17 protein-coding genes and 1 tRNA gene are annotated in these 22,803 nt (G+C 45.9%); 14 read left to right on the forward strand and 4 right to left on the reverse strand.

The window, feature by feature from the left end:
* Positions 1-219: 219 nt before the first annotated feature.
* The 4 genes from BMX82_RS08410 to BMX82_RS08425 all read left to right on the forward strand — a co-directional run bounded on the left by BMX82_RS08410 (position 220) and on the right by BMX82_RS08425 (position 4,394).
* Positions 220-810: an HIRAN domain-containing protein gene (locus BMX82_RS08410; protein ID WP_091767847.1), complete on the forward strand. Its 591-nt coding sequence runs from the start codon at positions 220-222 to the stop codon at positions 808-810.
* Positions 811-901: 91 nt separating this feature from the next.
* Positions 902-3,139, forward strand: coding sequence for a DUF4236 domain-containing protein (locus BMX82_RS13290; RefSeq protein WP_091767850.1), 2,238 nt, complete (start codon positions 902-904; stop codon positions 3,137-3,139).
* Positions 3,129-3,878, forward strand: a complete 750-nt coding sequence (locus BMX82_RS08420) for an ion transporter (RefSeq protein ID WP_091767853.1) — start codon at positions 3,129-3,131, stop codon at positions 3,876-3,878. Before BMX82_RS13290 ends, BMX82_RS08420 begins: the two co-directional genes overlap by 11 nt.
* Before the next feature lie 21 nt (positions 3,879-3,899).
* Positions 3,900-4,394 (forward strand): hypothetical protein, encoded by a 495-nt coding sequence (locus BMX82_RS08425; RefSeq protein WP_091767856.1) that lies wholly within the window; start codon positions 3,900-3,902, stop codon positions 4,392-4,394.
* Between the two features lie 193 nt (positions 4,395-4,587).
* Here BMX82_RS08425 and BMX82_RS13325 read toward each other — a convergent pair whose 3' ends face one another.
* Positions 4,588-4,890 carry a hypothetical protein gene (locus tag BMX82_RS13325; protein ID WP_143058348.1) on the reverse strand — a complete coding sequence of 101 codons (303 nt, stop codon included), beginning with the start codon at positions 4,888-4,890 and terminating at the stop codon, positions 4,588-4,590.
* A gap of 5 nt (positions 4,891-4,895) precedes the next feature.
* Here BMX82_RS13325 and BMX82_RS13230 point away from each other — a divergent pair, with 5 nt between their 5' ends.
* The 4 genes from BMX82_RS13230 (at position 4,896) to BMX82_RS08450 (ending at position 8,068) form a co-directional block, all read left to right on the forward strand.
* The gene (locus tag BMX82_RS13230) at positions 4,896-5,000 is read left to right on the forward strand and encodes a type I restriction endonuclease (RefSeq protein WP_255396581.1); all 105 of its coding nucleotides are present in this window, start codon (positions 4,896-4,898) and stop codon (positions 4,998-5,000) included.
* 228 nt (positions 5,001-5,228) lie between these two features.
* Positions 5,229-6,554, forward strand: a complete 1,326-nt coding sequence (locus BMX82_RS08440) for a Fic family protein (RefSeq protein ID WP_091767859.1) — start codon at positions 5,229-5,231, stop codon at positions 6,552-6,554.
* A 224-nt stretch (positions 6,555-6,778) separates the two neighbouring features.
* Entirely contained in the window at positions 6,779-7,450 is a 672-nt protein-coding gene (locus BMX82_RS08445) for a DUF4145 domain-containing protein (protein ID WP_091767861.1), read from the forward strand.
* 27 nt (positions 7,451-7,477) lie between these two features.
* Positions 7,478-8,068 carry a hypothetical protein gene (locus tag BMX82_RS08450; RefSeq protein WP_091767864.1) on the forward strand — a complete coding sequence of 197 codons (591 nt, stop codon included), beginning with the start codon at positions 7,478-7,480 and terminating at the stop codon, positions 8,066-8,068.
* Positions 8,069-8,231: 163 nt separating this feature from the next.
* Here the strand turns inward: BMX82_RS08450 and BMX82_RS08455 are convergent, their stop codons facing one another.
* A complete protein-coding gene (locus BMX82_RS08455; RefSeq protein WP_143058350.1) occupies positions 8,232-8,378 on the reverse strand; it encodes a LytTR family transcriptional regulator in 147 nt (48 codons plus the stop codon).
* Positions 8,379-8,401: 23 nt separating this feature from the next.
* A tRNA-Arg gene (locus tag BMX82_RS08460) sits at positions 8,402-8,475 on the reverse strand.
* Between the two features lie 225 nt (positions 8,476-8,700).
* Here BMX82_RS08460 and asnA point away from each other — a divergent pair.
* The 3 genes from asnA (at position 8,701) to BMX82_RS08475 (ending at position 15,280) form a co-directional block, all read left to right on the forward strand.
* Positions 8,701-9,738, forward strand: a complete 1,038-nt coding sequence (gene asnA / locus BMX82_RS08465) for an aspartate--ammonia ligase (protein ID WP_091767870.1) — start codon at positions 8,701-8,703, stop codon at positions 9,736-9,738.
* 204 nt (positions 9,739-9,942) lie between these two features.
* Positions 9,943-13,095, forward strand: coding sequence for a SusC/RagA family TonB-linked outer membrane protein (locus tag BMX82_RS08470; protein ID WP_091767873.1), 3,153 nt, complete (start codon positions 9,943-9,945; stop codon positions 13,093-13,095).
* Positions 13,096-13,138: 43 nt separating this feature from the next.
* Positions 13,139-15,280 (forward strand): RagB/SusD family nutrient uptake outer membrane protein, encoded by a 2,142-nt coding sequence (locus tag BMX82_RS08475; RefSeq protein ID WP_036911562.1) that lies wholly within the window; start codon positions 13,139-13,141, stop codon positions 15,278-15,280.
* Positions 15,281-15,374: 94 nt separating this feature from the next.
* Here the strand turns inward: BMX82_RS08475 and BMX82_RS08480 are convergent, their stop codons facing one another.
* Positions 15,375-16,346, reverse strand: a complete 972-nt coding sequence (locus BMX82_RS08480) for an aldo/keto reductase (RefSeq protein WP_091767876.1) — start codon at positions 16,344-16,346, stop codon at positions 15,375-15,377.
* 181 nt (positions 16,347-16,527) lie between these two features.
* Between BMX82_RS08480 and BMX82_RS08485 the strand changes: the two genes are divergently transcribed.
* The 3 genes from BMX82_RS08485 (at position 16,528) to BMX82_RS08495 (ending at position 22,800) form a co-directional block, all read left to right on the forward strand.
* The gene (locus BMX82_RS08485; RefSeq protein ID WP_036911458.1) at positions 16,528-18,495 is read left to right on the forward strand and encodes a glycoside hydrolase family 97 protein; all 1,968 of its coding nucleotides are present in this window, start codon (positions 16,528-16,530) and stop codon (positions 18,493-18,495) included.
* Positions 18,496-18,679: 184 nt separating this feature from the next.
* Positions 18,680-21,067 (forward strand): fimbrillin family protein, encoded by a 2,388-nt coding sequence (locus tag BMX82_RS08490; protein ID WP_177172058.1) that lies wholly within the window; start codon positions 18,680-18,682, stop codon positions 21,065-21,067.
* A 554-nt stretch (positions 21,068-21,621) separates the two neighbouring features.
* Positions 21,622-22,800: a rhamnogalacturonan acetylesterase gene (locus BMX82_RS08495; RefSeq protein WP_091767882.1), complete on the forward strand. Its 1,179-nt coding sequence runs from the start codon at positions 21,622-21,624 to the stop codon at positions 22,798-22,800.
* Positions 22,801-22,803: the final 3 nt, after the last annotated feature.

Below are 22,803 nucleotides of genomic sequence, written 5' to 3' on the forward strand. Positions count from 1 at the left end.
AATGCAGGACTTATTGGCTCTAACATCACCGAATCACCACCTCGAAGATAAAATGAGCTATGTGACAAAAACTATTAGAGCGTTGCGCCATGTGCGCAGACGTTTCTATGAAGCTTTTGAGGCTTGTGGTGAACCTTGGCGATGCGTAGAGATAGTCTGCGCATGTTCTTGTTATAGGAATAGATGTAAAAGAAAAAATAGCTTAAAAAATAAAACATTATGGTATTGCTGATATTTTTTGGAATAGTTGTTGTCTTCATGGTATTCATGGTGATGAATGTGAAAAACAATACTAATGAAGAAACCCAGCGTGAACTCGACGCAAAATTAGCTGGTGAAGCCATACCAGACCTTATAGAGGAAGTGGAGTTGATGACTCGTAAATGTCAGACATTGATTCAGGCAGAGATTGTGGGAGATATAAAAACGATTGATGCAATCAATGATAATTCCTATAATGGACCGCTGCCAGAAAAAAGAGATGATGGTGGCTTCCTGAGTATTTATGAAAATCTCCGCATTCTGAAGATAGCAGGTATTAATTATCGACAAGGAATTAACAGATACCTTGGCCGTGTAGAATGTGCATTGGTGCCAGAACCGCAAAATGAGTATGATTCTAATGCGATTAAGGTCGTTGCTTCGGATCGTCATCATCTTGGTTATATTCCATCAGATATGACGGACTTAGTGCGATCTATGGCTGGAGAAGAATTTCCAATGCGTTGCACGTGCTTTATAGATAAGGTTGAGGATGAATTTGATGGGCATAAATTCTTTGTTGGCTACGTTTATATTAAACATAGGTAATAGAATCTCATAACAACGAACCTGACACTATGTGACCTTTATCTGATAGATTATTGGATGTACTTGGTCTTTAACAAATAACTAAAAGGATATGGCATGGAACTATCGCAAACGAGTAAAGATTGCCCCTGGAGTTCATATTAACTTCAGTAAAAATGGAATAAGCAGCTCTATAGGCCCCAAAGGTGCCAAAGTTACATTTGGAAAAAGGGGCACGTATATGAGTACAAGTATTCCTGGGATAGGATTATATAGTCGTCAAAAGATTGGTAGTGGTATAGGTACATTGTCAACCATTAACAGCACCAATAGTTCAAATAACAACGGATGCTTAGGATGCTTAAAAACTTCTTTTAGTATGGTATTAATAGTGGTTGGTTTATGCCTTTTAATGGGTAAAACTCCAACTTCAATAATACTAGGTTTGCTCTTTATAATTACTGGCGGTTTCGTATTCTTTAAGTACATCTTTGCTGATAATAAAAATGATTCATTAGAGGTAAACAACCTAATCGATAACCAGATTTCTCCGAATAAAGAGACAGGTATCACTCAAGAGTTTATCTCAGAAGACTCCTCGATTGATTCTAGAAGTGAAGAAGGAGAAAACTTCTTGGGTGTCTTTGACCCGTTATTTGAAAATGCAGCTTATTTAATTATAATCAATCAAAGCGCTTCTACTAGTCTTATCCAGCGTAAATTCGCAATCGGCTACAATAGAGCTAGTATTATTATGGAACAATTGGAAAAAGCAGGTGTCGTTGGTGCTGCTGATGGTTACAAGCCTCGTGAAGTATTGATTCATAATGAAGATGAGTGGCTCATTTTGAAAAATCATTTGCTGTCGGAATTGGCAAATAAAGATGGAAACGATGATGTTTTAGAGACATCATCGCCTCATCAACTTACTGAGGATCAATTTAATCTCATAAAATCTGCAAGTGATAATCTTTGCGCTTTTATGACTAAAGTTGGTAGAAAAAGAAATGTGAGAGCCAAATTGGATGAAATGATGCAACTTGAAAACTCTGATGGAACGCCATGGGAGATTTCCAAAAAAGTAAGGCTCGTTATTCTTACAGATGTCTATCGATGTTACAAAGGGTTAGGTCATGACTTCTTTATGGATGATGACAATGAGAATATTGGTATTTATCTCTTTATGAGTAAATACTTGAAACCTGATTTTGATATTAGTTATAACAATATTTCTGACTTCAGATTAAAGATTAAAGATTCCTTTGTAGATGTACTTAAAACGTCAGATATGGTCAATCAGAATGCCCAGATGTCGCCAAATGAGTTTTTCCTACAAAAGGCATTAGGCGAATGTGATGGAGAACTCCAAACTCAATACATGACTTTGTTGTATCGATTTGCTTCGGCAGTTGCAAAAGCTGATGGGCAAGTTAATGAAACAGAGGAAAAGTGGCTGGCGGATATTATGAAGTCTAAGGACTTAAACATTGGAAATGGTTCAAATGTAAGAACAACAACGAATCGAGAACAGGAAACGGTGGAATCTCCTTATGACATGCTTAAGGATTTAATAGGTCTATCTTCTGTCAAAGAAGAAATCACAAAACTCGCCAATTTCATAAAGATTCAGCAGGTAAGGGAAAGTAAAGGATTGAGAACTCCAGACATCTCATTCCATTGTGTTTTTACGGGCAATCCTGGAACGGGGAAAACCACTGTAGCCCGTATTATGGCTAGTATTTATAAGGATTTGGGGATTTTAAAGAAAGGCCATTTAGTTGAAACAGACAGATCTGGATTAGTAGCAGAATACGTAGGTCAAACAGCCGTTAAGACTAACAAGATCATTGATTTTGCTTTGGATGGTGTACTTTTTATTGATGAGGCTTATTCTCTAGTTCAAGGGGCTAAGGAGGATTTCGGACAAGAAGCAATCTCTACTTTACTTAAACGTATGGAAGACGATAGGAATCGACTTGTCGTAATACTAGCAGGCTATAGTTCTGAGATGAAAGGATTTATAGATTCGAATCCTGGTTTACAGTCTCGTTTTAATCGATATATTCATTTTCCTGATTATACAGCAGAGGAATTAAAGCAAATATTTCTTTTAAATGCGAATAAGAATCAGTACACCATAGATGAAGAAGCATCAAGCGTGCTTGGAGAGATAATGTCCTCTGCTATTGATCATAAAGATAAGAATTTTGGGAATGCTCGCTTTGTGAGAAATCTATTTGAGAAATCCATTCAAAACCAAGCCACACGTCTATCGTCAGAACAAAACATAACAGAGGAAGTCCTATCCATGTTGAAAGCAGAAGATTTACCAGTTGCATATGACTATTAGGGAGTGTATAAGAGAATTGATAGAGCCGAGGAATGAAAGTTCATTTTCTCGAGTTTATGATTGGGTGATGCTTGTGGCGATAGTGATTGGCATATTACCTTTGATGTTTAGGGAACAGCCAACTATCTTCTGGTATTTTGACTTGATCTCAGGTCTTTGCTTTGTTGTGGACTATCTTCTTAGATGGATAACAGCAGACTTGTCATCTAAACATAATCGAATAGTGGCGTTTTTGATTTATCCATTTACACCAATGGCGATTATAGATTTGTTGTCTATCTTGCCAACCTTTAATATACTTAGTCCCACCTTCAAAGTTGTTCGTGTATCGCGTTTGCTTAAAATACTTCGAGTGATAAAAGTTGTTCGATACTATGAGCCATTGGAGATAATTTTAGCCGTTATACGACGACAGAGTAAGATCCTTTGGACAGTATTTTCATTGGCTGTATTCTATATCTTCATCACCGCCCTTATCATGTTTAATGCAGAGGAAGATATCAACCCAGATACTGGCCGTTATCTTTTCGACAATTTCTTTGATGCTTTCTATTGGGCAGCTTGTACACTTACTACTGTTGGTTATGGAGATTTGTACCCTATTTCAGATGTTGGACGTTTTATCAGTATCATATCATCGATGGTGGGTATAGCTATTATTGCCCTACCATCAGGAATTGTAACGGCTGGTTATTTGGATGAACTGAAAAGCAGAAAAAAAGGAAGAACTGCTGAATAATACTTGTTAAATCAATCAAATATGAAACAAATCTTTAATTCAAAATTCATTAGACTTGTAGTAATAATAATCGTAAATTTCAATTGCGTAACAGTATTTTCCCAAAGATTTGGAAAGCATGAAGTATGTTTACCAGATAAGGGCATTTTGACGGCAACCGTAAAAATAACGCCTCGAAATACTTTTTCAATCAAAAATGATAGTAAAGTAACATGGGCAAAATACGAAATTAGTGACAATTTTGTTTTTTTTAGTACACCGGTTAACACAACCAAAAACAGTAGGAGCTGTATTTTTATACTTCTTGATGGAGAAGGGAACCCCGTTGATACACTAAAATTAACTCAATTAGGGAAGGTTTCTAGTACGGCTTCGAAAATGGTTAATGGGAAGACAGTAAACTCAAATAAGACTTCAGGTGGTGGGCAATGTGCCGCAAGGACAAAGAAAGGAACACGTTGTAGTCGTAAAGCGGTGGCAGGAAGTATTTACTGTTGGCAACACAATAAAAAGTGACAAGACTACTACCAGTCTATTAGGCTTGTTTAGATTTGACTGCTTCTGAGATGTCGCTCGGAAGGAGAGTAAAGAACGTTATTCCTGTAATGCGTTATAAGATTATTGCATATAATATGATGCGGCGATTTTGCGTCGATTCGGCATTGTTAAGGTTGCCTTGGGATTTTATATTTTATTGGGAAATAGCAGACTATCTTTTTTCCATTGAGCGGATTTCAAGGAATTGACGGAAAGTGGGTAGGTAGCCGTCGGGGATGTGGATGATTTCTTTACCGATGTAGACGCAATCGTTGCGATCGACCTTCTGAATCTTGTCGACGGCAATGATGTAGGAGCGATGAATGCGCAATATGCCGACAAAGGTTTGATGCAGAAATGGACAATGTGGTGGCCAACCTGAGAAACGTGGGTGGTTAGAACGACTACTATGCAGCAAAGAATGCTTTCCTGCTGTATCGTGATGGCACCTATAGTGATAATCGTGGTACATCATTCCGTATGGAATATATAGACTTTGAACATCCTAATCGTAATTTATTCCATTGCGTAAACCAGTTCGTAATGGAGCAAGGTCAGGAGAATCGCCGTCCTGATGTTCTGTAATTTGTGAATGGTATCCCAGTCTGCATTATCGAGCTTAAGAATCCCACTAAGGCAAATACCGCAACCGTGAGAATGATTATGATTCTTTCCAGTTTTTAAAAGATTGGAAAGAATCATAATGTTATAAATGCTTAAATAACTCTAGATATTTGAACAAATTCTTTCCAATCCTTGCAAAATTGGAAAGAATTATATATATTTGCACCAGGAAATTTATGTTTAAGGTGTATGATAGAAAAACCTCCTATTATAACAGACCAGGATTTGGCGGTAGTGATGCTTGACAAATCCAAAAGACCTGATGAAAAGTTGAGTGCGTTGATTGATAAAATCAACGATGACTATGAGTATTGGGATACTGTAAAATATAAAAAGCGCCCAGAAACTTGTGGCTCTGCACGGGAATTATGGATAAGAGTAAGGGCTTCTCGTATTTCAAGTACAGTATATACATGGGATAAATATAACGTGAATTTCGGCCTAACCAACAGAATGCAGAGGCTATGTCATGAGTTCGATATGAACTTTGGTGGCTCATGGGAAACGGGGTCTGTCATTCCTAACGACAACAGGGAACGGTATTTAGTCAGTTCACTGATGGAAGAAGCCATTTATTCCAGTCAGATGGAGGGGGCTGCTACTACTCGAAAAGTGGCAAAAGATATGCTAAGGAGGCAGATGTCTCCTAAAGATAAGTCTCAGCAGATGATAGTCAACAACTATCAAACCATCCGCTTTATAGTAGAGAACAAACAAACGCCACTCACACCAGAATTAGTACTACATATCCATCATTTAATGACAGATAAGACATTGAATGATCCTAATGATGCTGGTAGGCTCCGTACTAATAACGAGGTTGTGGTAGAAGATGGTATTACGCATGAGGTGGTTCATACACCACCATCTTTCGAAGAATTGCCAACATTCCTAAAAGAATTGTGTAAATACTTCAATGAGACAAACGCAAGAGTATTTGTCCATCCCATTATTCGTGGCATCATCATCCATTTCATGGTGGCCTATATGCATCCATTTGTTGACGGAAATGGCAGAACGGCTCGTGCATTGTTCTATTGGTATATGTTGAAGCAGGGTTATTGGTTGACGGAATATCTTTCTATATCCCGTGTTATTGCAATGACGAAGAAATCGTATGAAAAAGCATATCAGTATGTAGAAGCCGATGGCAATGATTTGGGCTATTTCATCGCTTACAATCTGAAAGTTCTTGACCAGTCATTTAAGCAACTACAAAACTACATCAAGAAAAAGCAGGATGAGAGAATGCTGGCCAACACTTTCCTACGGTTAGGCGATATCAACGAGCGTCAGGCTCAGATTATCCGGATGTATATGGAGAATCCCAAGGAGGTGTTAACTGTAAAGGATCTCCAAAACAAGTTTATGGTGACCGCAACTACAGCGAAGAGTGATATAGTTGGCCTGTTGAAACGTGGCTTGCTCGACGAGATTGCATTCAATAAAGTAAAGCGTGGATACGTAAAGGGTCAGAACTACGATGAGATAGTTAAAGATATAGAATTCAGATAAAATAAAAAGGTACTTACTATGCAGCAAACGATAAACCCAGATAAACAGACTGTAGAAAGCTGTTTGAAAAATAAATCATATTATATTGATTTCTACCAAAGAGAATTTCTATCACCTCTATGGTCTGACCTACGATGAAGTCCTCATTGTAGACCCAGAGCCTCCAATCACACAAGAAGAATATGTTATATAAGAAATAAAATAAACTAAAAACCAAGAAGATTATGGAATATACGAATGTACGTTACAAGGGTGTAAACGGAAGTGAAAGTAGTCGAGATATCCAAAGGGCTTCAGTAAGATGCCCGTTTTGTAAAATTCAGATGATTCCAAAATATCTTTATTCGTGTGGAAACAAAGATATAGGTGTGGGCGTTTTTTGTCAATGCACAAATCCTAGCTGTGAAAAGCCCTTTTTATCTGAGTATATCTTGAAAAACAATATGTATATGTATTCAAGGGTTTTGCCAAACTTAAGCCTTGATAAGAAGGAGTTTGGAGAAATCATCAGTGAGATATCACCAATTTTCTGTGATATATATAATCAAGCTTATGCTGCCCAACAAATGAACCTATCACAAATATGTGGTGTTGGTTATAGGAAAGCATTGGAGTTCTTGATAAAAGATTACATTATGTCAGGAATTGATGATGACAAGAAAGATGGGATTAAACAGAAGAATCTTGCAAAATGTATAAAAGAGGATATTTCAAGTCCAAATATCAAAGCTGTCGCAGCAAGAGCAACATGGATTGGAAACGATGAAACTCATTACGTTCGTAAGTGGGAAGACAAAGATATTAAAGATTTGATAGGAATGATAGATTTAACTATCCGATGGATTGAATCAGAGGTTGAAACAAAAAGACTTCTTGAAGAAATGCCAATGCCATAATATTTAAAAAACAGTTGTTTTGTTAATATGAACAAAAAGTTTTCCGTTATTATTATATCGTCTATTGCGATAGTGTTATCGCTTTACTTTTATATGTTCCATAATGGCTTAAGTGCCAATTCTAGTTCATGGAGTGAATTTGGCGATTATATAAATGGAGTGTTAACTCCTATACTTACGATTATAAACATATATGTTTTTGTTAGATTAACGAATGCTATATCAGAAAGAGACTCTGTGCGTTCGGAAAGAGAAATGAGTTATCAGAAACAACTCGTTTTGATGCAGTTTAGAAAAGATGAAATAGATTCTTTTTTGAAAATAATGAACGATGCTCTTGTTATTAAAAAGAAAACTGATGTATACGAACTATCGGAGCCCGTTATGTATGCAATGAACTATTTGGAAACTTTTGCTACAACAAAATTGTCTCTTTTCAATTTGAATGAAGAATCAGATGTAGCACAGAATATCAAAGAGTATCATCAAAAGACAAAAGAATTATATCATTGTATAATTGAAGATAGAAATACAAATAGAGATTCAATTATTAAAATGCTCAATCTAAAAAGTTCGATAGTAAGGCAATTGCAAACTATAACATTAGAGATGAAATAGAAATGTGAACTTCATAAATGTTGTGGGAATTATGGGCAAGACATTTGATAGATGGAGACCCGAAAGGGAACTCAATATGTGTTCATTAGCAATAGGATTTGCCAGATGTATGTGATCTAAGCTGGCTTCTATGAACGGTTTTATAGCTACTTCGATACGCAAACTATCTTTTTTCCATTGAGCGGGTTTCAAGGAATTGACGGAAAGTGGGTAGGTAGCCGTCGGGGATGTGGATGATTTCTTTACTGATGTAGGAGCGATGAATGCGCAGGAAACGGTCTTGGGGCAGCATGTCCTCTACGGCTTTCATATTTAATTCTCCTTTTTCCTTTGTGATCCCGTTGGGATTCAAACCCAAGACCTTCAGAACCGGAATCTGACGCTCTATTCAGCTAAGCTACGGGACCAGTGATTTTAAATGCGAATGCAAAGGTAAGGCTTTTAGATGAGAAAACAGAATAGGGCGTGGAGAATTATAATCTTTTAAGGAATATGGGCGCGGTGCAAAATGATAGTAAAAATATGCGAATTATGTCTAATTTGCAAAAATTATCGAGTTTTTGCTTGCAATTTGATATTTTATATGTACCTTTGCGGCGGCAAATGAAAATTGTAAGATCATAAACGAAGAAATGGGACAAGTAATTAAACCCGTGATGTATGAGCCGCTGCTTGATATGAAGCAGACGGAACAGGGTATCAAACTGATTAAGGAGTTCTTTCAGCAGAACCTCTCTACGGAGTTGCGTCTGCGCCGAGTGACAGCACCGCTTTTCGTGTTGAAGGGTCTGGGTATCAACGACGACCTGAACGGGGTGGAGCGCGCTGTGACTTTCCCCATCAAGGACCTGGGCGACGCCCGCGCTGAGGTGGTACACTCGTTGGCTAAGTGGAAGAGACTCTCGCTGGCTGAGTATAAGATAGAGCCTGGCTATGGCATCTATACAGATATGAACGCGATTCGTGCGGACGAGGAGCTGGACAACCTGCACTCGCTGTATGTGGACCAGTGGGACTGGGAGGCCGTGATTCGCCGCGAGGACCGTTCGCTGGCTTTCCTGAAGAATATCGTGGAGCGCATCTATGCCGCTATCCGTCGTACGGAGTATCTGACGTGTGAGACTTACCCGCAGATAAAGCCGTTCCTGCCTGAGAAGATTCACTTCATACATGCTGAGGAGCTGCTGAAGATGTATCCCGACAAGACGCCTAAGGAGCGCGAGGATGCTATCTGTGAGGCTTACGGTGCCGTATTCGTGATTGGTATCGGTGGTAAGCTGTCGAATGGGGAGAAGCACGACGGACGTGCTCCTGACTATGACGACTGGAGCACGGTGGCTGAGAACGGGCGTGAGGGTCTGAACGGCGATATCCTGATCTGGTATCCTGTGCTGGGCCGTTCGTTCGAGCTGTCGTCGATGGGTATCCGTGTCGACAAGGAGAGCCTGTTGCGCCAGCTGAAGCTGGAGGGCAAGGAGGAGAGGGAACAGCTCTACTTCCACCAGCAGCTGCTGAACGACAAACTGCCTCTCTCAATCGGTGGCGGTATCGGACAGAGCCGTCTCTGCATGGTGCTTCTGCACAAGGGACACATCGGTGAGATTCAGGCTTCTATCTGGCCCGACGATATGAGAAAACAGTGTAAGGCGCTGGGCATGAACTTGATTTAAATCATCTATTTTATATATTAATAAGGTATTTAGGGGCCGATTCTTAGGAGTCGACCCCTAATTTTTGATATTCGTCTTAGATTTTTGATATTTTCAGAAAATAGTTGATTTTTGGGTGTATATGTTTCACTTATTTAACTTAACTTTGCACCACAAACTATAATCAATAAACAAATAATCATTTTACTAACTAATTAAATCTTTATGAGAAAAGATCAAGTTACAGACAGTATGTTGTCGAGTATGAACGTACTCCGACGACTGATGTTCTTGGCTCTGATGGCGCTCTGCACCAGTGGTGCTTGGGCCCAGAAACAAGTGTCGGGAACTGTAGTTGATGCTGCTGGCGAGGCCGTGATCGGCGCCAGTGTCATGGTAAAGGGAACCTCTACAGGAACTATTACCGATTTCGATGGTAAGTTTGCCCTTCAGAATGTTTCCGACAATGCAAGCCTCGTGATTTCTTACGTAGGTTACCGCACTCAGACTGTGGCCACTGCTGGTAAGAACCAGTTCAATATCACGCTTGAGGAAGACAAGCAGTTGCTCGACGAGGTGGTTGTGGTAGGTTATGGTGTACAGCGCAAGAGTGATGTAACGGGTGCTCTGACTCGCGTTGGTGAGAAGGAACTGAACGCCAAGCCTGTTGGCAATGCTTTTGAGGCCTTGCAGGGTAAGGCTGCTGGTGTGGACATCACTACAAGCGAGCGTCCTGGCACAATGGGTGGCATTATGATTCGTGGTCAGCGTTCTATGGGTAAAAATCTTGGTGCAAGTACTGATCCTCTTTATGTAGTCGACGGTGTGCCCCTTCAGGCTGGCGGTATCGAGTCTATCAACCCTCGCGATATTGAGGCTATCGACATCTTGAAGGACGCCTCTTCTACCGCTATCTTTGGTAGCCGTGGTGCCAACGGTGTTGTACTTATTACTACCAAGCGTGGTCAGGAAGGAAAGGTTCAGCTTACATATAACGGCTCTATGACTTTCGAGAAGATTGTAGACAAGAGCCCTGCTATGAGTGCCAGCGACTATATCACATGGCGTCGTTGGGCTTACTACAACTCTGCTCCTGATAAGTATACTCCTGGCGACCAGCCTACAATGGAGCAGGATAAGGCTTTCTTTGCTGGCGATGAGACCGCTCTGAACAACGTGATGAAGGGTTGGGCCAGCGGCTCATGGGACGGCTCTAAGGTGACTGATACCGACTGGACAGACTTCGTGACTCGGACTGGTGTTACTCAGGAGCACACACTCAGCGCACGCGGCGGTTCTAAGAATATGTCTGGTTATGTATCTTTCGGCTATCTGAACAACAAGGGTACCCAGAAGGGACAGAGCTACGAGCGCTACAACCTCTCTGCTTCTGCTGACATCAATGGTACTAAGTGGTTCAAGGTTGGTGGCTCGTTCAACGCTTCTTATGGCGTTCAGAAGTATGGCTACTCTGTTCCTTACGGCACATCTACTGGCGCCAAGGAACTCTACAGCGCTGCCAAGAGCATTCTGCGCTATACACTTCCTTATGATGAGAATGGTGAGATTATCACCCAGCCTGGTGGTTCTACAACCAATACTTATTCTGTAATCGATGAGTGGAAGAAGTCAAAGGATAACCGTGAGACCTTCCGCGCTCTGGGTAGCTTCTATGCTCAGATCGACTTCGGACAGATCTACGAGCCTCTGCAGGGTCTGCAGTGGAAGACTCAGTTCGGTCCCGACTTCCGTTACTATCGTCGTGGTAACTTCCTCGACAGCAGCTCTATCAGCCGCGCTGGCGGTAACAACTCAGCCAGCCGTTCAGACGAGCGCCACTTCGCATGGACACTCGACAACATGCTGCTCTACAACAAGAGTATCAAGGAGCACACCTTCGGACTGACGCTGTTGCAGAGTGCCTCTAAGGTGAACAACGAGAGCAGCTCGATGAGCGAGCAGAAGGTGACAATCCCTTCATTCCTCTGGAACAACATGGGTGCTATCGATATCACAGATACACAGTATCAGGCTTCTATGGGTACTGGTCTCTCAGAGAATGCTCTGAGCTCTTATATGGCCCGTATCAACTACTCGTTCATGGATCGCTACCTCCTCACTGCTTCTGCACGTTGGGATGGTTCTTCTGTTCTCGCTGAGGGCAACAAGTGGGATTTCTTCCCATCAATGGCTCTGGGTTGGCGTATGGAACAGGAAAGCTGGCTGAAGGACGTTACATGGCTCGACCAGTTGAAGCTCCGTCTTGGTGTCGGTGTGACTGGTAACTCTGCTGTTGCTCCTTACGGAACACTCGGTGTGATCAGCTCGTTCTGGATGCCGTTCAGCACTGGTAACTCTCAGATCTTCGTAACCAATGAGCCTTACTATACCAACGGCTCTAACGCTATGCCTAACAAGAAGCTGGGTTGGGAGAAGACCACTCAGTGGAACTTCGGTGTTGACTTCAGCTTCCTGAAGGGCCGCATCGGTGGTACCATCGACCTCTATACTTCTAAGACCAAGGATCTGCTGCTCTCAATGAGCGTGCCTTCACTCTCTGGTTATCCTTCAATGATGGCCAACATCGGACAGACCAAGAACAAGGGTGTCGAGGTGACGATCAACGCTATCCCCGTAATGACAAAGGACTTCGTATGGAACTCAAACCTGAACTTCGCTTGGCAGAAGGATGAGATCGTTGAACTGGCTAACGGTAAGGAAGACGATATCAACAACGCATGGTTCATCGGTGAGTCGATCGCTGTTCACTACGGCTACGAGGCTGACGGCCTCTGGCAGGAGAGCGACGCTGCTGAGATGGCTAAGTTCAACGAGAACGGCGCTAAGTTCTCTGCAGGTATGGTGAAGCCCGTCGATCAGAACGGCGACTATAAGATCGACGCTGACGACCGTGTGATTATCGGTAACAAGAATCCTCGTTTCACCGCAGGATGGACCAACAGCATCTCTTGGAAGGGTCTTGAGCTCGCTCTCGAGCTGCAGGGTCGCTTCGGCTATACCATCAGCACTGGTGGTGAGGGTCAGCTCGGTATGTACCAGCAGCGCGAAATCAGCTACTGGCGTCCAGACAACACTGGCGCAGACTGGCAGAAGCCTGTCTACAGCCAGGCTGGTGGTGACCCCTATTCTGGTCTGCTTGGTTTCAAGGATGCTTCGTTCATCAAGATCCGCAACCTCTCTCTGGGCTACAACTTCGACAAGAGCCTGTGCCAGACCGTCGGTATCAACGGTGCTAAGCTCTACGTTCAGGGTAAGAACCTCGGTATGCTCTACTCTTCAGTCGACTTCATGGACCTCGACACTGGTGCCACCTTCTTCAACCGTGGCTTCACTGTAGGTCTGCAGGTAGAATTCTAGGAGTGAATAGTGAATAATGAATAATGAAAAAAGAAAATATATTATGAGATATATCAATAAAACATTAGTTTGCGGTGCTCTCTCGATGCTGGCCCTGATGGGTACAACCTCCTGTGGCGACGACTTCCTGAAGGAAGATGCGGGTCATAAGGTTACTGATGCACTGCTTGAAGACGAGACAGGCGCCTTGAAGATGGCTGCTGGTCTCTACGGAAACATCCGCTGGCACTTCGGTTATGAGTGGGCTTACGGTATCACCCTTTATGGTTGTGATGAGTTCACCAATGGTGCCGACCTTACCGCTGAGCCTTGGAATACTTACGATAACCGTCTGAACGCACTCGACTGTACACCTGCTCTGGGTGCTGCCAATAAGAACTGTCCTGCCGTGTCGGCCCTTTGGGATGAGATGTACTATGGTATCTCTACCGCCAACCTCGTTATCGACAAGGCTGTGAACGTGCAGAACGAGGATAGCCGCAACAAGGCTCTTGGTGAGGCTTACTTCCTGCGTGGCTACAACTACTACCGTCTGTTCTGTCAGTATGGTGGCGTTGTGCTTCAGACTGAGCCTGCCAACGGCGTCGTAAGAAAATTCTATGATCGTGCTACTGAAGACGAGACGCTCGCGCAGATTATCTCAGACCTCGAGAATGCTTATCAGATGCTGCCTAAGGATAAGTGGCGTGGAAACGGTACTTGGACTAAGTATACTGCTGCACACTTCCTGGCTAAGGCACTCTTGTATCGTCAGTCGGAGCGCTGCGCTTCTTGGGCTGGCAAGTATGATAAGAATGCCGACCTGACTCGTGCCATCGCTCTTTGCGACGAGGTGATCGCTGCATGTCCTCTGGCTCCCGACTACTGGGATCTGTATGCTAAGTGGACTGGTGTAGACTGTAAGAACGAGGGACTCTCTGAGATCCTGATGGCTGCTGAGCACAACGAGGACAGCTCTACTCAGGGACGTTTCGGAAACCGTACCTATAACTACTTCGATCCTCAGTTCTCTAACTTCTCAGGAGGTTGGGTACAGCGTGGTCAGTATATCGGTGGTATGGACTTCCAGCGCTGCCGTCCTACAGAGTATGCTTATTCTGTATTCGACAACGTGAACGATGCTCGTATGTGGAAGACCTTCAAGACCGTTTATGGTCTGAACCATGCTAACAAGACCACTGAGGCCGTTGTTGCTGAGAATGGTATCAAGGCTGAACAGATGCCTGGTATCGGTGACGAGGGTATCATCTTCATCCTCAACAAGAAGGACGATCACCGCTTCGACGGTGAGCCTTACGGCACATTCGGACGTGGTGGCGTGCCACACAGCTTCGTGAATCCTCTGACTGGCAAGTGGGTGCCCAATGCATTCCCCACCTTCATGGGCGGCAAGTATGTGCTCTTTAACTATGGCGTAAGCGGCAACACTGCTACCTCTAACGTGTTCTGCGGTATCAACAAGACTGCTGACGGCTCACGTACTGGTGAGAAGGGCGACGCACACCGCGACGTTATCATGGCTCGTTCGGGTGAGACTTATCTCGTAAAGGCTGAGTGCCAGGTTCGTCAGGGCGACTATGCTGGTGCCATCAACACCATCAATATCCTCCGTGCCCGTGGTCAGTGGAAGAATGGCGAGGATCGCTCTTACTACACTGATGGCTCAATGGCATTCCTGAAGTCTGACGGTGGCGACAAGGACAACTCTACCGCTGCTGCTCAGGCTGTGAAGAAGAACAAGGACTTCACAGGTAAGGTTCTTACCAACACTGAGGCTTACTATGCTTCAATGACTCATAAGAACTCTTATTACCTCTCTACAGGTATTGCTGAGACCACTGAGGCTTCTGACCTCCAGATCAAGAGCTACACGCAGCTTCCTGCTGAGGATGAGGCTATCCTGAAGGAGATTGGTGCTACCAGCGACTACGACCGCATGCTGAACTTCGTGTTCAACGAGCGCACTCGTGAGCTCCTGGGTGAGTGGAACCGTTGGGATGAGCTGGCTCGTACAGGCTTGCTGGTTAAGCGTGCCAAGGCCTTCAACCCCGAGGCTGCTCCCAATGTTCAGGATCGTCACATGTATCGTCCTGTTCCTCAGAAGTTCATCGATACCCTCCAGAACGAGGATGGTACCAACCTGAGCGATGCCGCCAAGAAGGCATGGCAGAATCCCGGCTATTGATTTAGATTCATACATAATTGGAATTAATTAGCAAAGCCCTGCGTCTCGTGATGAGATAGCAGGGCTTTTCGTTTTATGACCTTTTTATTCTTTCTTACAGCTCTTCGTCGAAGGGAGCGGCACTGACGCAGCGCAGGTTCTTTTCGAGCTGGGCGGTGCTGCTGGCACCCACGAGCACAGAGGTGACGGCTTTCTGGTTCAGAATCCAGGCCAGGGCCATCTCTGCCAGCGTCTCGCCGCGACTCTCTGCCACATCGTTATACTGGCGCAGCTTTTCCAGCAGCTCTGGTGTCAGCATGTCTTCTGTCAGGAACTGTCCTTTCGACATGCGGCTATCCTTGGGAATACCATTTAGGTAGCGGTCTGTCAGCAGTCCTTGTGCCAGGGGCGAGAACGAGATGAAGCCAATGCCCTCTTCAGCGCAGAGGTCAAGGATGCCCTCTTCCTGAGGCTCACGATCGAGCAGATTAAGACGGCCCTGATAAATCAGCAGGGGAACGTCGCGCTCACGAAGATATTTGGCAGCAAAGCGTGTGGCCTCCAGTGGCCAGCGTGAGATGCCGATATAGAGCGCCTTGCCCTGGCGCACGATATCGACGAGCGCCTGCAGCGTCTCTTCCAATGGGGTCTCTGGGTCGTAGCGATGGCTGTAGAACAGGTCTACATAGTCTATCTTCATGCGCTTCAGACTCTGGTCGAGCGACGCCATGAGATACTTTCTGCTGCCCCAGTTGCCATAAGGACCGGGCCACATGTCGTAGCCTGCCTTCGACGAGATGAAGAGCTCGTCGCGATAGGGGCGGAAGTCCTCGTCCATCAGTCGTCCCATGGTCTCCTCTGCCGAGCCGTATACTGGGCCGTAGTTGTTGGCCAGGTCGAAGTGCGTGATGCCATGGTCGAAGGCATAGTGGGTTATCTCACGGCTGCGTTCGTAGGGGTCTACGCTTCCGAAGTTATGCCAGAAGCCGAGGCTCACCTTAGGCAGTAAAACACCTGAGCGCCCGCAGCGCTTATACTCCATTCCGTTGTCGTAGCGGTTCTTGTCCGCCAAATACATTTCTTTCATTGTCTTTGTCTGGTATTGCTAAATTGCTGCAAATATAGTGGAAAATATCGATATTTGCAAGTACAATAGGAAAAAGTAAGGTATAAAAATGAAGAAACGTTAGAGAATCTGAGGAATTTTATATAAATTTGCAGGCGAAAATCGAAAACAGCTATCAGGATTTATTATTTAATGCTAAATTATGAATAAAAAGTTATTATCACTAGGATTATTATTCGTGTCTGCCCTCACCGCTATGGCGCAGACGACAAGTGTGTCATCTCCCGACGGGAAACTGCAGGTCAGCATCGACTGTAAGGACGGACAGGCCTTCTATACGGTCAGTTATGACGGTAAGGCCATGCTGACGCCTTCTGCCCTTGGACTGAAAGCCGATATCGGTGATTTCTCGCAGGGCCTGAAACTGAAAGACAGCAAGCAGGGCAGTGTAGACAAGACCTACACCATGACACGTACCAAAACAGCAACATCGCACTTTGTGGCCAACCAGCTCGACGTTCAGCTCGAGAATGCCGACGGTCTGCCACTCGAGGTTACTTTCCTCGTTTCAAACAATGATATCGCCTTCCGTTATACGCTGAAGCAGGCTAAGCGCAGGGATGTACGCACGGCTGTGGTCCAGGGCGAGACCACAGGCTTCAATTTCCCTGAGACAGCCACCAGCTTTATCTGTCCCCAGAGCAAACCCATGGTCGGCTTTGCCCAGACCAAGCCTTCATACGAAGAGGAATATACTCCCGACGCAGCCCTCAACACTCCTTCTGCCTTTGGCGAAGGATATACCTTCCCCTGTCTGTTCCATATTGGCAACGACGGCTGGGTACAGGTCAGCGAGACGGGTACTAACGGAAAATACGTAGGTTGCCACCTGAGCGACTATGAGCAGGGTAGGGGTTACACGATCGCCTTCCCCAATCCGAAGGAGATGAAGGGCATGGGTGGCGATGGTGCTGCCATCTCTCTGCCTGGCTCTACCCCTTGGCGCACCCTCACCGTGGCTTCTACGCTCGAGCCTATCGTCGAGACCACCATCTCTTATGATGTCGTAGAGCCTCTCTATGAAGCCAAGACCGACTACCGCCCTGGCCGTTACACATGGGGCTGGCTCATCTGGCAGGATAACTCTACCATCTATGAGGATCAGGTGAAGATGATCGACGTGGCTGCCCAGATGGGCTATGAGTACTGTCTGGTCGATGCCCTTTGGGACACGCAGATTGGTCGCGACCGTGTAGAGGAGCTTTCAAAGTATGCTCAGAGCAAGGGCGTCCGTCTGTTGCTGTGGTACAACTCCAACGGCACATGGAACGATGCGCCTCAGGGACCTCACGATGGTATGAACAGCGCCATTGCTCGTGAACGCGAGATGTCGTGGATGGAGAAGATTGGCGTGGCTGGTATCAAGGTCGACTTCTTCGGTAGCGACAAGCAGCCCATGATGCAGCTCTACGAGGATATTCTGGCTGACGCCAACCGTCATCAGCTGCAGGTCATCTTCCACGGATGTACCCTGCCTCGCGGTTGGGAGCGTATGTATCCTAACTTCGTGGCCAGCGAGGCCTTCCTGGCTTCAGAGAACGTGTTCTTCACAGAGTATCACGCCAAGAAAGAGGGCTTCGAACTCACCATGTACCCCTTCAGCCGTAATGCCGTGGCTGCTGCCGACTGGGGCGGTGTGATGATGAACCACCACCTGAGCCGCGACAACAAGAGCCGCCACCAGCGCTATACCAGCGATGTGTTCGAGATGGCATCGGCCATCGTCATCCAGACCAGCGTGAACTGCGTGGCTATCTATCCTAACAACCTTGAGGAGCTGCCTCAGTTCGAACTTGACTTCTTGCGTGAGATTCCTACCACCTGGGAGGAGAGCCAGTTCATCGACGGTTATCCTACTAAGTATGTTGTGATGGCCCGTCGTACAGGCGACCGCTGGTATGTGGCAGGCCTGAATGGTACTCAGGAGAAGAAGACGCTTACCCTACAGCTCCCCATGCTGGCAGGCAAGACCGTCCGCTACTATACTGACAAGCCGCAGAAGAAGGGCGAGATTCTTCCTGCTTCAGAGCTCAAGACCCTGAAGGTTAATGCCAACGGCGAGGCCAAGGTAACTATTCAGCCCATGGGCGGCATCATCCTCGCAGAATAATAGATTTTCTATAAAACAAATAGTCCCTCACTCCCTTCGGTGAGGGATTTTTTTATGCCCCTTAATTGACCTTAATCAATATAAAGCTGCCGCTCTTTAACTTTCTTTTGCGTTTTTTTTTTTTTGATTCACATATTTCTTCGTATATTTGCCCCCAAGTAAGGTAAATCTATCAGTTATGAACATGAAAACTAATATAACGATTATAGTGGCATTGCTGTTGTTTGGCGCTTGCACTTCCTACGAGGAAAGGCGGGCAGTGTCCCCCATGTCCATACAGCTGACGGCCTCTGTAGCCGCAGAGACGCTGTCGCCAGGCAATGCTACGGCCTGGAGCCGCGAGGCGTGGAAGGAGCTGACGAGCCGCCGCGCCACCCGAGGCCTTTACGAGACGGCCATTGCCAACGGCGAGAAAGTATATGTATGGGCCGATAAGGGCAGCGCTGGCACATACGCCTTTCTGAAAGCGTGGACGCTGACCTCTGACGGCAGCGGCGGTCTGACGGGCTCAACGAAGTATTACCCCAGCGACGGCGATGGCCTCACCTTCCGTGCCGTTCATGGCAATTTCTCTACTGCTCCTATTGAGGGCACAGCCATCGGCACGCTGACGCATACCGTTCTGGCCGACCAGAGCGCCACGGGCAACTACGAGAAGTCCGACCTTCACTATGCTGAGGGCTCAGGCAGCTATGAGACCGTAGGCAGCGCGCCCCTGAACTTCACGCATAAGCTGTCGAAGATCGAGGTGAACCTCACGGCGGGCATCGGCCTTACCAGCAGCAACGTGACCAATGTCACGGTGAAGGTAAGGAACGTGAAGCCCTCCATCACGATCAATCCCTCTACTGGTGCCCTTGGCTCAGCCAGCGGCACGGCCACCACCATCACCGCCCGCCATACTGGCAATGGTGTCTTCGAGGCAGTCATCCCTCCACAGGCGGCGCCGTCGGGCGTGCTTACAATCACCATGGGCAATGTCACGGTCACCGTTCCCAACACGGTGACCACGTTTGCCGAGAACGCCAAGTATATATACAACGTAAAGTGTGATAACAAAGACAAGCGCCTGAATCCGCTTTGGTATGTGGCCGAGAACAATGTGAAGAGCTATAATCGTACTACAAAGGTCGTCACTTTAGAAAGCGATCCAACCGCAGCAGGCTCTGCTCAGTGCTATAACTGGTACGACGCTATGGGCTACTTCTCGAAAACAGGCACCTCTTATAATACCTATTGGGCTGGCGATATTACCGACGGTACAACTGGTTTTAAGTATCATTTACCAGTGGAGAAAGAGTTGTACAGTGTGATACCCTCTAGTGTGAATATATTCAATACTACCGACTTTTTGCCTTCTGGTGGTCTCGTTGATTCAGCTCCGACATGTATCTTTGGCTATAACGATGTGACAAAGGCTGGCATAGAAGATTGGTCGTATTGGAGCACTTATACCACTATTAATGTCCGCTATGCTATTCGTTTCCTTGGTACGCCTTATTGTAGTGTATGGAAATATCAGTGGAGTAATAGAATACTGACGATTACAGCCAAACTAATCGATTATTTGGACAAGAGCGATGCAACACTGGGTACTAAACTTGCAGCCTATATGAACGATGCTTCTTTCTGGACGTCAGTTAATGAAGACGAAGGGGGCATGCAACGCCAGTTCTATAGTATTGGTTATAGGTTTAATTCAGACAATGGAGGAACTGGCGTTGCCGATCGCGTAGAGAATGGTATTAGCGGCTATTATTGGTTGGCTACGAAGGCATCAGATGAGGATGCTCGGCTTTTTTTCTTCAACGGTGGCTATGTGGGTATCAGCACTAACAATATGAAGTGGGGATTCTCTATCCGCCTGTTCCGTAACGAAGGTGTGGGAGAGGCGCGTACTGATCCTGGTGTGGCTTTCGATAATGTCACCAGTTCGCATCTGAAATGGTACATAACGAAGAATGGTAAGGCATACAGTACTTCAGGTCTGGCCAATGACCGTGCTGGTGGTGCTGTGGGCTTTATATGTTATACCGGCGCTGTAAGTAACTACTTTAGTAAGTTCTTCGCTCTCGCCCTGCATGATGCATATGCAGATAGACGCTCTTGGGCTGATGCAAATACGGCGGTTAATACCTTTGCTGCTAGCAATATCGTTACGGTGGGTAGTACGCAATATAAAACAAATGCCGTAGGCAGTACTTATTATGACCGTGTGGCAAATGGTACAGGTACAAACTCAAAGACACGAACTAGTGCTGCTTTAAAGGGGTGGCGTATTCCTAGTGTAACAGACTGGCGATACATCTTCCAAGGTTTAGGTGGTCCTAGTGCTACAAGTCCTGTGGGTGTTGGATCTGGTAACACTTACCCCTATGGCAATAAAGATGAGTTATACGCAGCCATCAATAAGGCTTGTCTCAATTCAGAATTGCACCAGGATGATTATTGGTCGAGTTCAGAACTCACTACCAATAGTGGTATCGCTTGGTATTATCTCTTCCATGGTGGATATTTCTACAATTACAATAAAACGTACACCCGCTATGTTAGAGCAGGCTTTGCATGGTAAGACTGTGTGGCTGTTCGTTTTCTTTTTGTGGATTGTCAATAAAACATACATAAAAAAGCGCTTCTTGGCTGGCTCAATCTAGGGCGGCGGGAGGCGCTTTTGGGGTTTCATTACGACTAACGATGGGTTTGTCGTAATGAAACTTGGGGTTTGTCGGTAGCAAACTTAGGGTTTATTCGGCGAAAAGTCTACCCTTTTTTGTGTAAAACAAGTTGTTTTATGCGCGCTCAAGTAGTCTCCACGGGGGATGAAGATAGTCTCTTCGGGAACAAAACAAGTTGTTTTGTTCCGAAAGATGACGTCTGAACGAGGGCTGGAAATAAGGCTTGTTTGTAACGTTCATGTTCTCAATGACTTACGGAAACGGCTCAAAACTCGCGTATTTGCGGTCGAAGGGCGGCTTGCTCGTAAAGACACGATTCTCACGAGGTTGTTTGTCTTATTGTTTTACCAAAGCAGAAGCCGACATTTCTAAAAGTATCCTAATTATTTGGTATTCTCGTTGATTTGCACTACCTTTGCAAGCAAATCGAAACAAACAGATCAAAAAACAAATGAGGAAGATGTTAGTGAGTGTGGCGCTGTTGGCTGCCACATGTGTTCAGGCACAGACGGTGGTTGACACGGTGCTCAACAGGGCGGGCAGCGCCCCCTTCAGCTATGCTGTGGCTGTGCCAGACGGTAACTATCGCGTCACCGTGACGCTGGGTTCGAAGAAAAGGGCTGCCCAGACGGTGGTGCGTGCTGAGTCGCGACGCCACTATACGGATGTGGTTACAACGAGGAAAGGCAGTTTTCAGGAGGTGACCTTCGTGGTGAACAAGCACCAGCCGCTCATCGAGGGCGACAGGGTGGTGAAGCTGAAGCCTCGCGAACTGACATATAAGAATTGGGACGACTCGCTCAGCCTGTCGTTCTGCGGTCCTGCTCCTGCTGTGCAGCGCATCAGGATAGAGCCTGCCAACGATGTGACCACGGTGTTTCTCTGTGGCAACTCGACGGTGGTGGATCAGGTGAACGAGCCTTGGGCTTCGTGGGGACAGATGATTACCCGCTGGTTTACCCCCGAGGTGGCCGTGGCCAACTATGCCGAGAGCGGACTGTCGTGTACCACCTTCCTGGCTCAGTTGCGCCTCGATAAGATTCTGTCGCAGCTGAAGCAGGGCGACTACGTTATCGTGGAGTTCGGCCATAACGACGAGAAGGAGAAGAAGCCCGGCGACGGCGCCTGGTATTCCTATTCCCGTAACCTGAAGATATTCGCCGATCGCGTGAGGGCTGCTGGCGGACATATCATCTTCTGTACGCCAACGGCGCGAAGATTCTTCAATCCTGACCACAAGACGATACAGAATACCCACGGCGACTATCCGGAGGCCATGAAGACGGTGGCTGGGCGCGAGGCTGTGCCTGTGATAGACCTGACCCGTATGTCGACGGCCTTCTATGAGGCGCTGGGCGAGGAGGGCTCGAAACGCTCGCTGGTACACTATCCTGCCAACACGTTCCCAGACCAGAACCAGCCTTTGGCCGATAATACCCACTTCAACCCCTTCGGTGCCTGGGAGGTGGCCAAGATGGTGGTGATGGGGCTGAAACAGATAGGTTGCCCCTTGGCGGCGTGCCTGCGTAGCGACTGGCAGGACTTCGATCCTCAGCAGCCCGACGATGCTGACGCCTTTGTGTGGCACATGTCTACAGGCAGCAGCCTGACGAAACCAGACGGAAATTAGGAA

This window comes from Prevotella sp. khp7 (assembly GCF_900109055.1).
In the GTDB taxonomy this organism is placed as follows: Bacteria; Bacteroidota; Bacteroidia; order Bacteroidales; family Bacteroidaceae; genus Prevotella.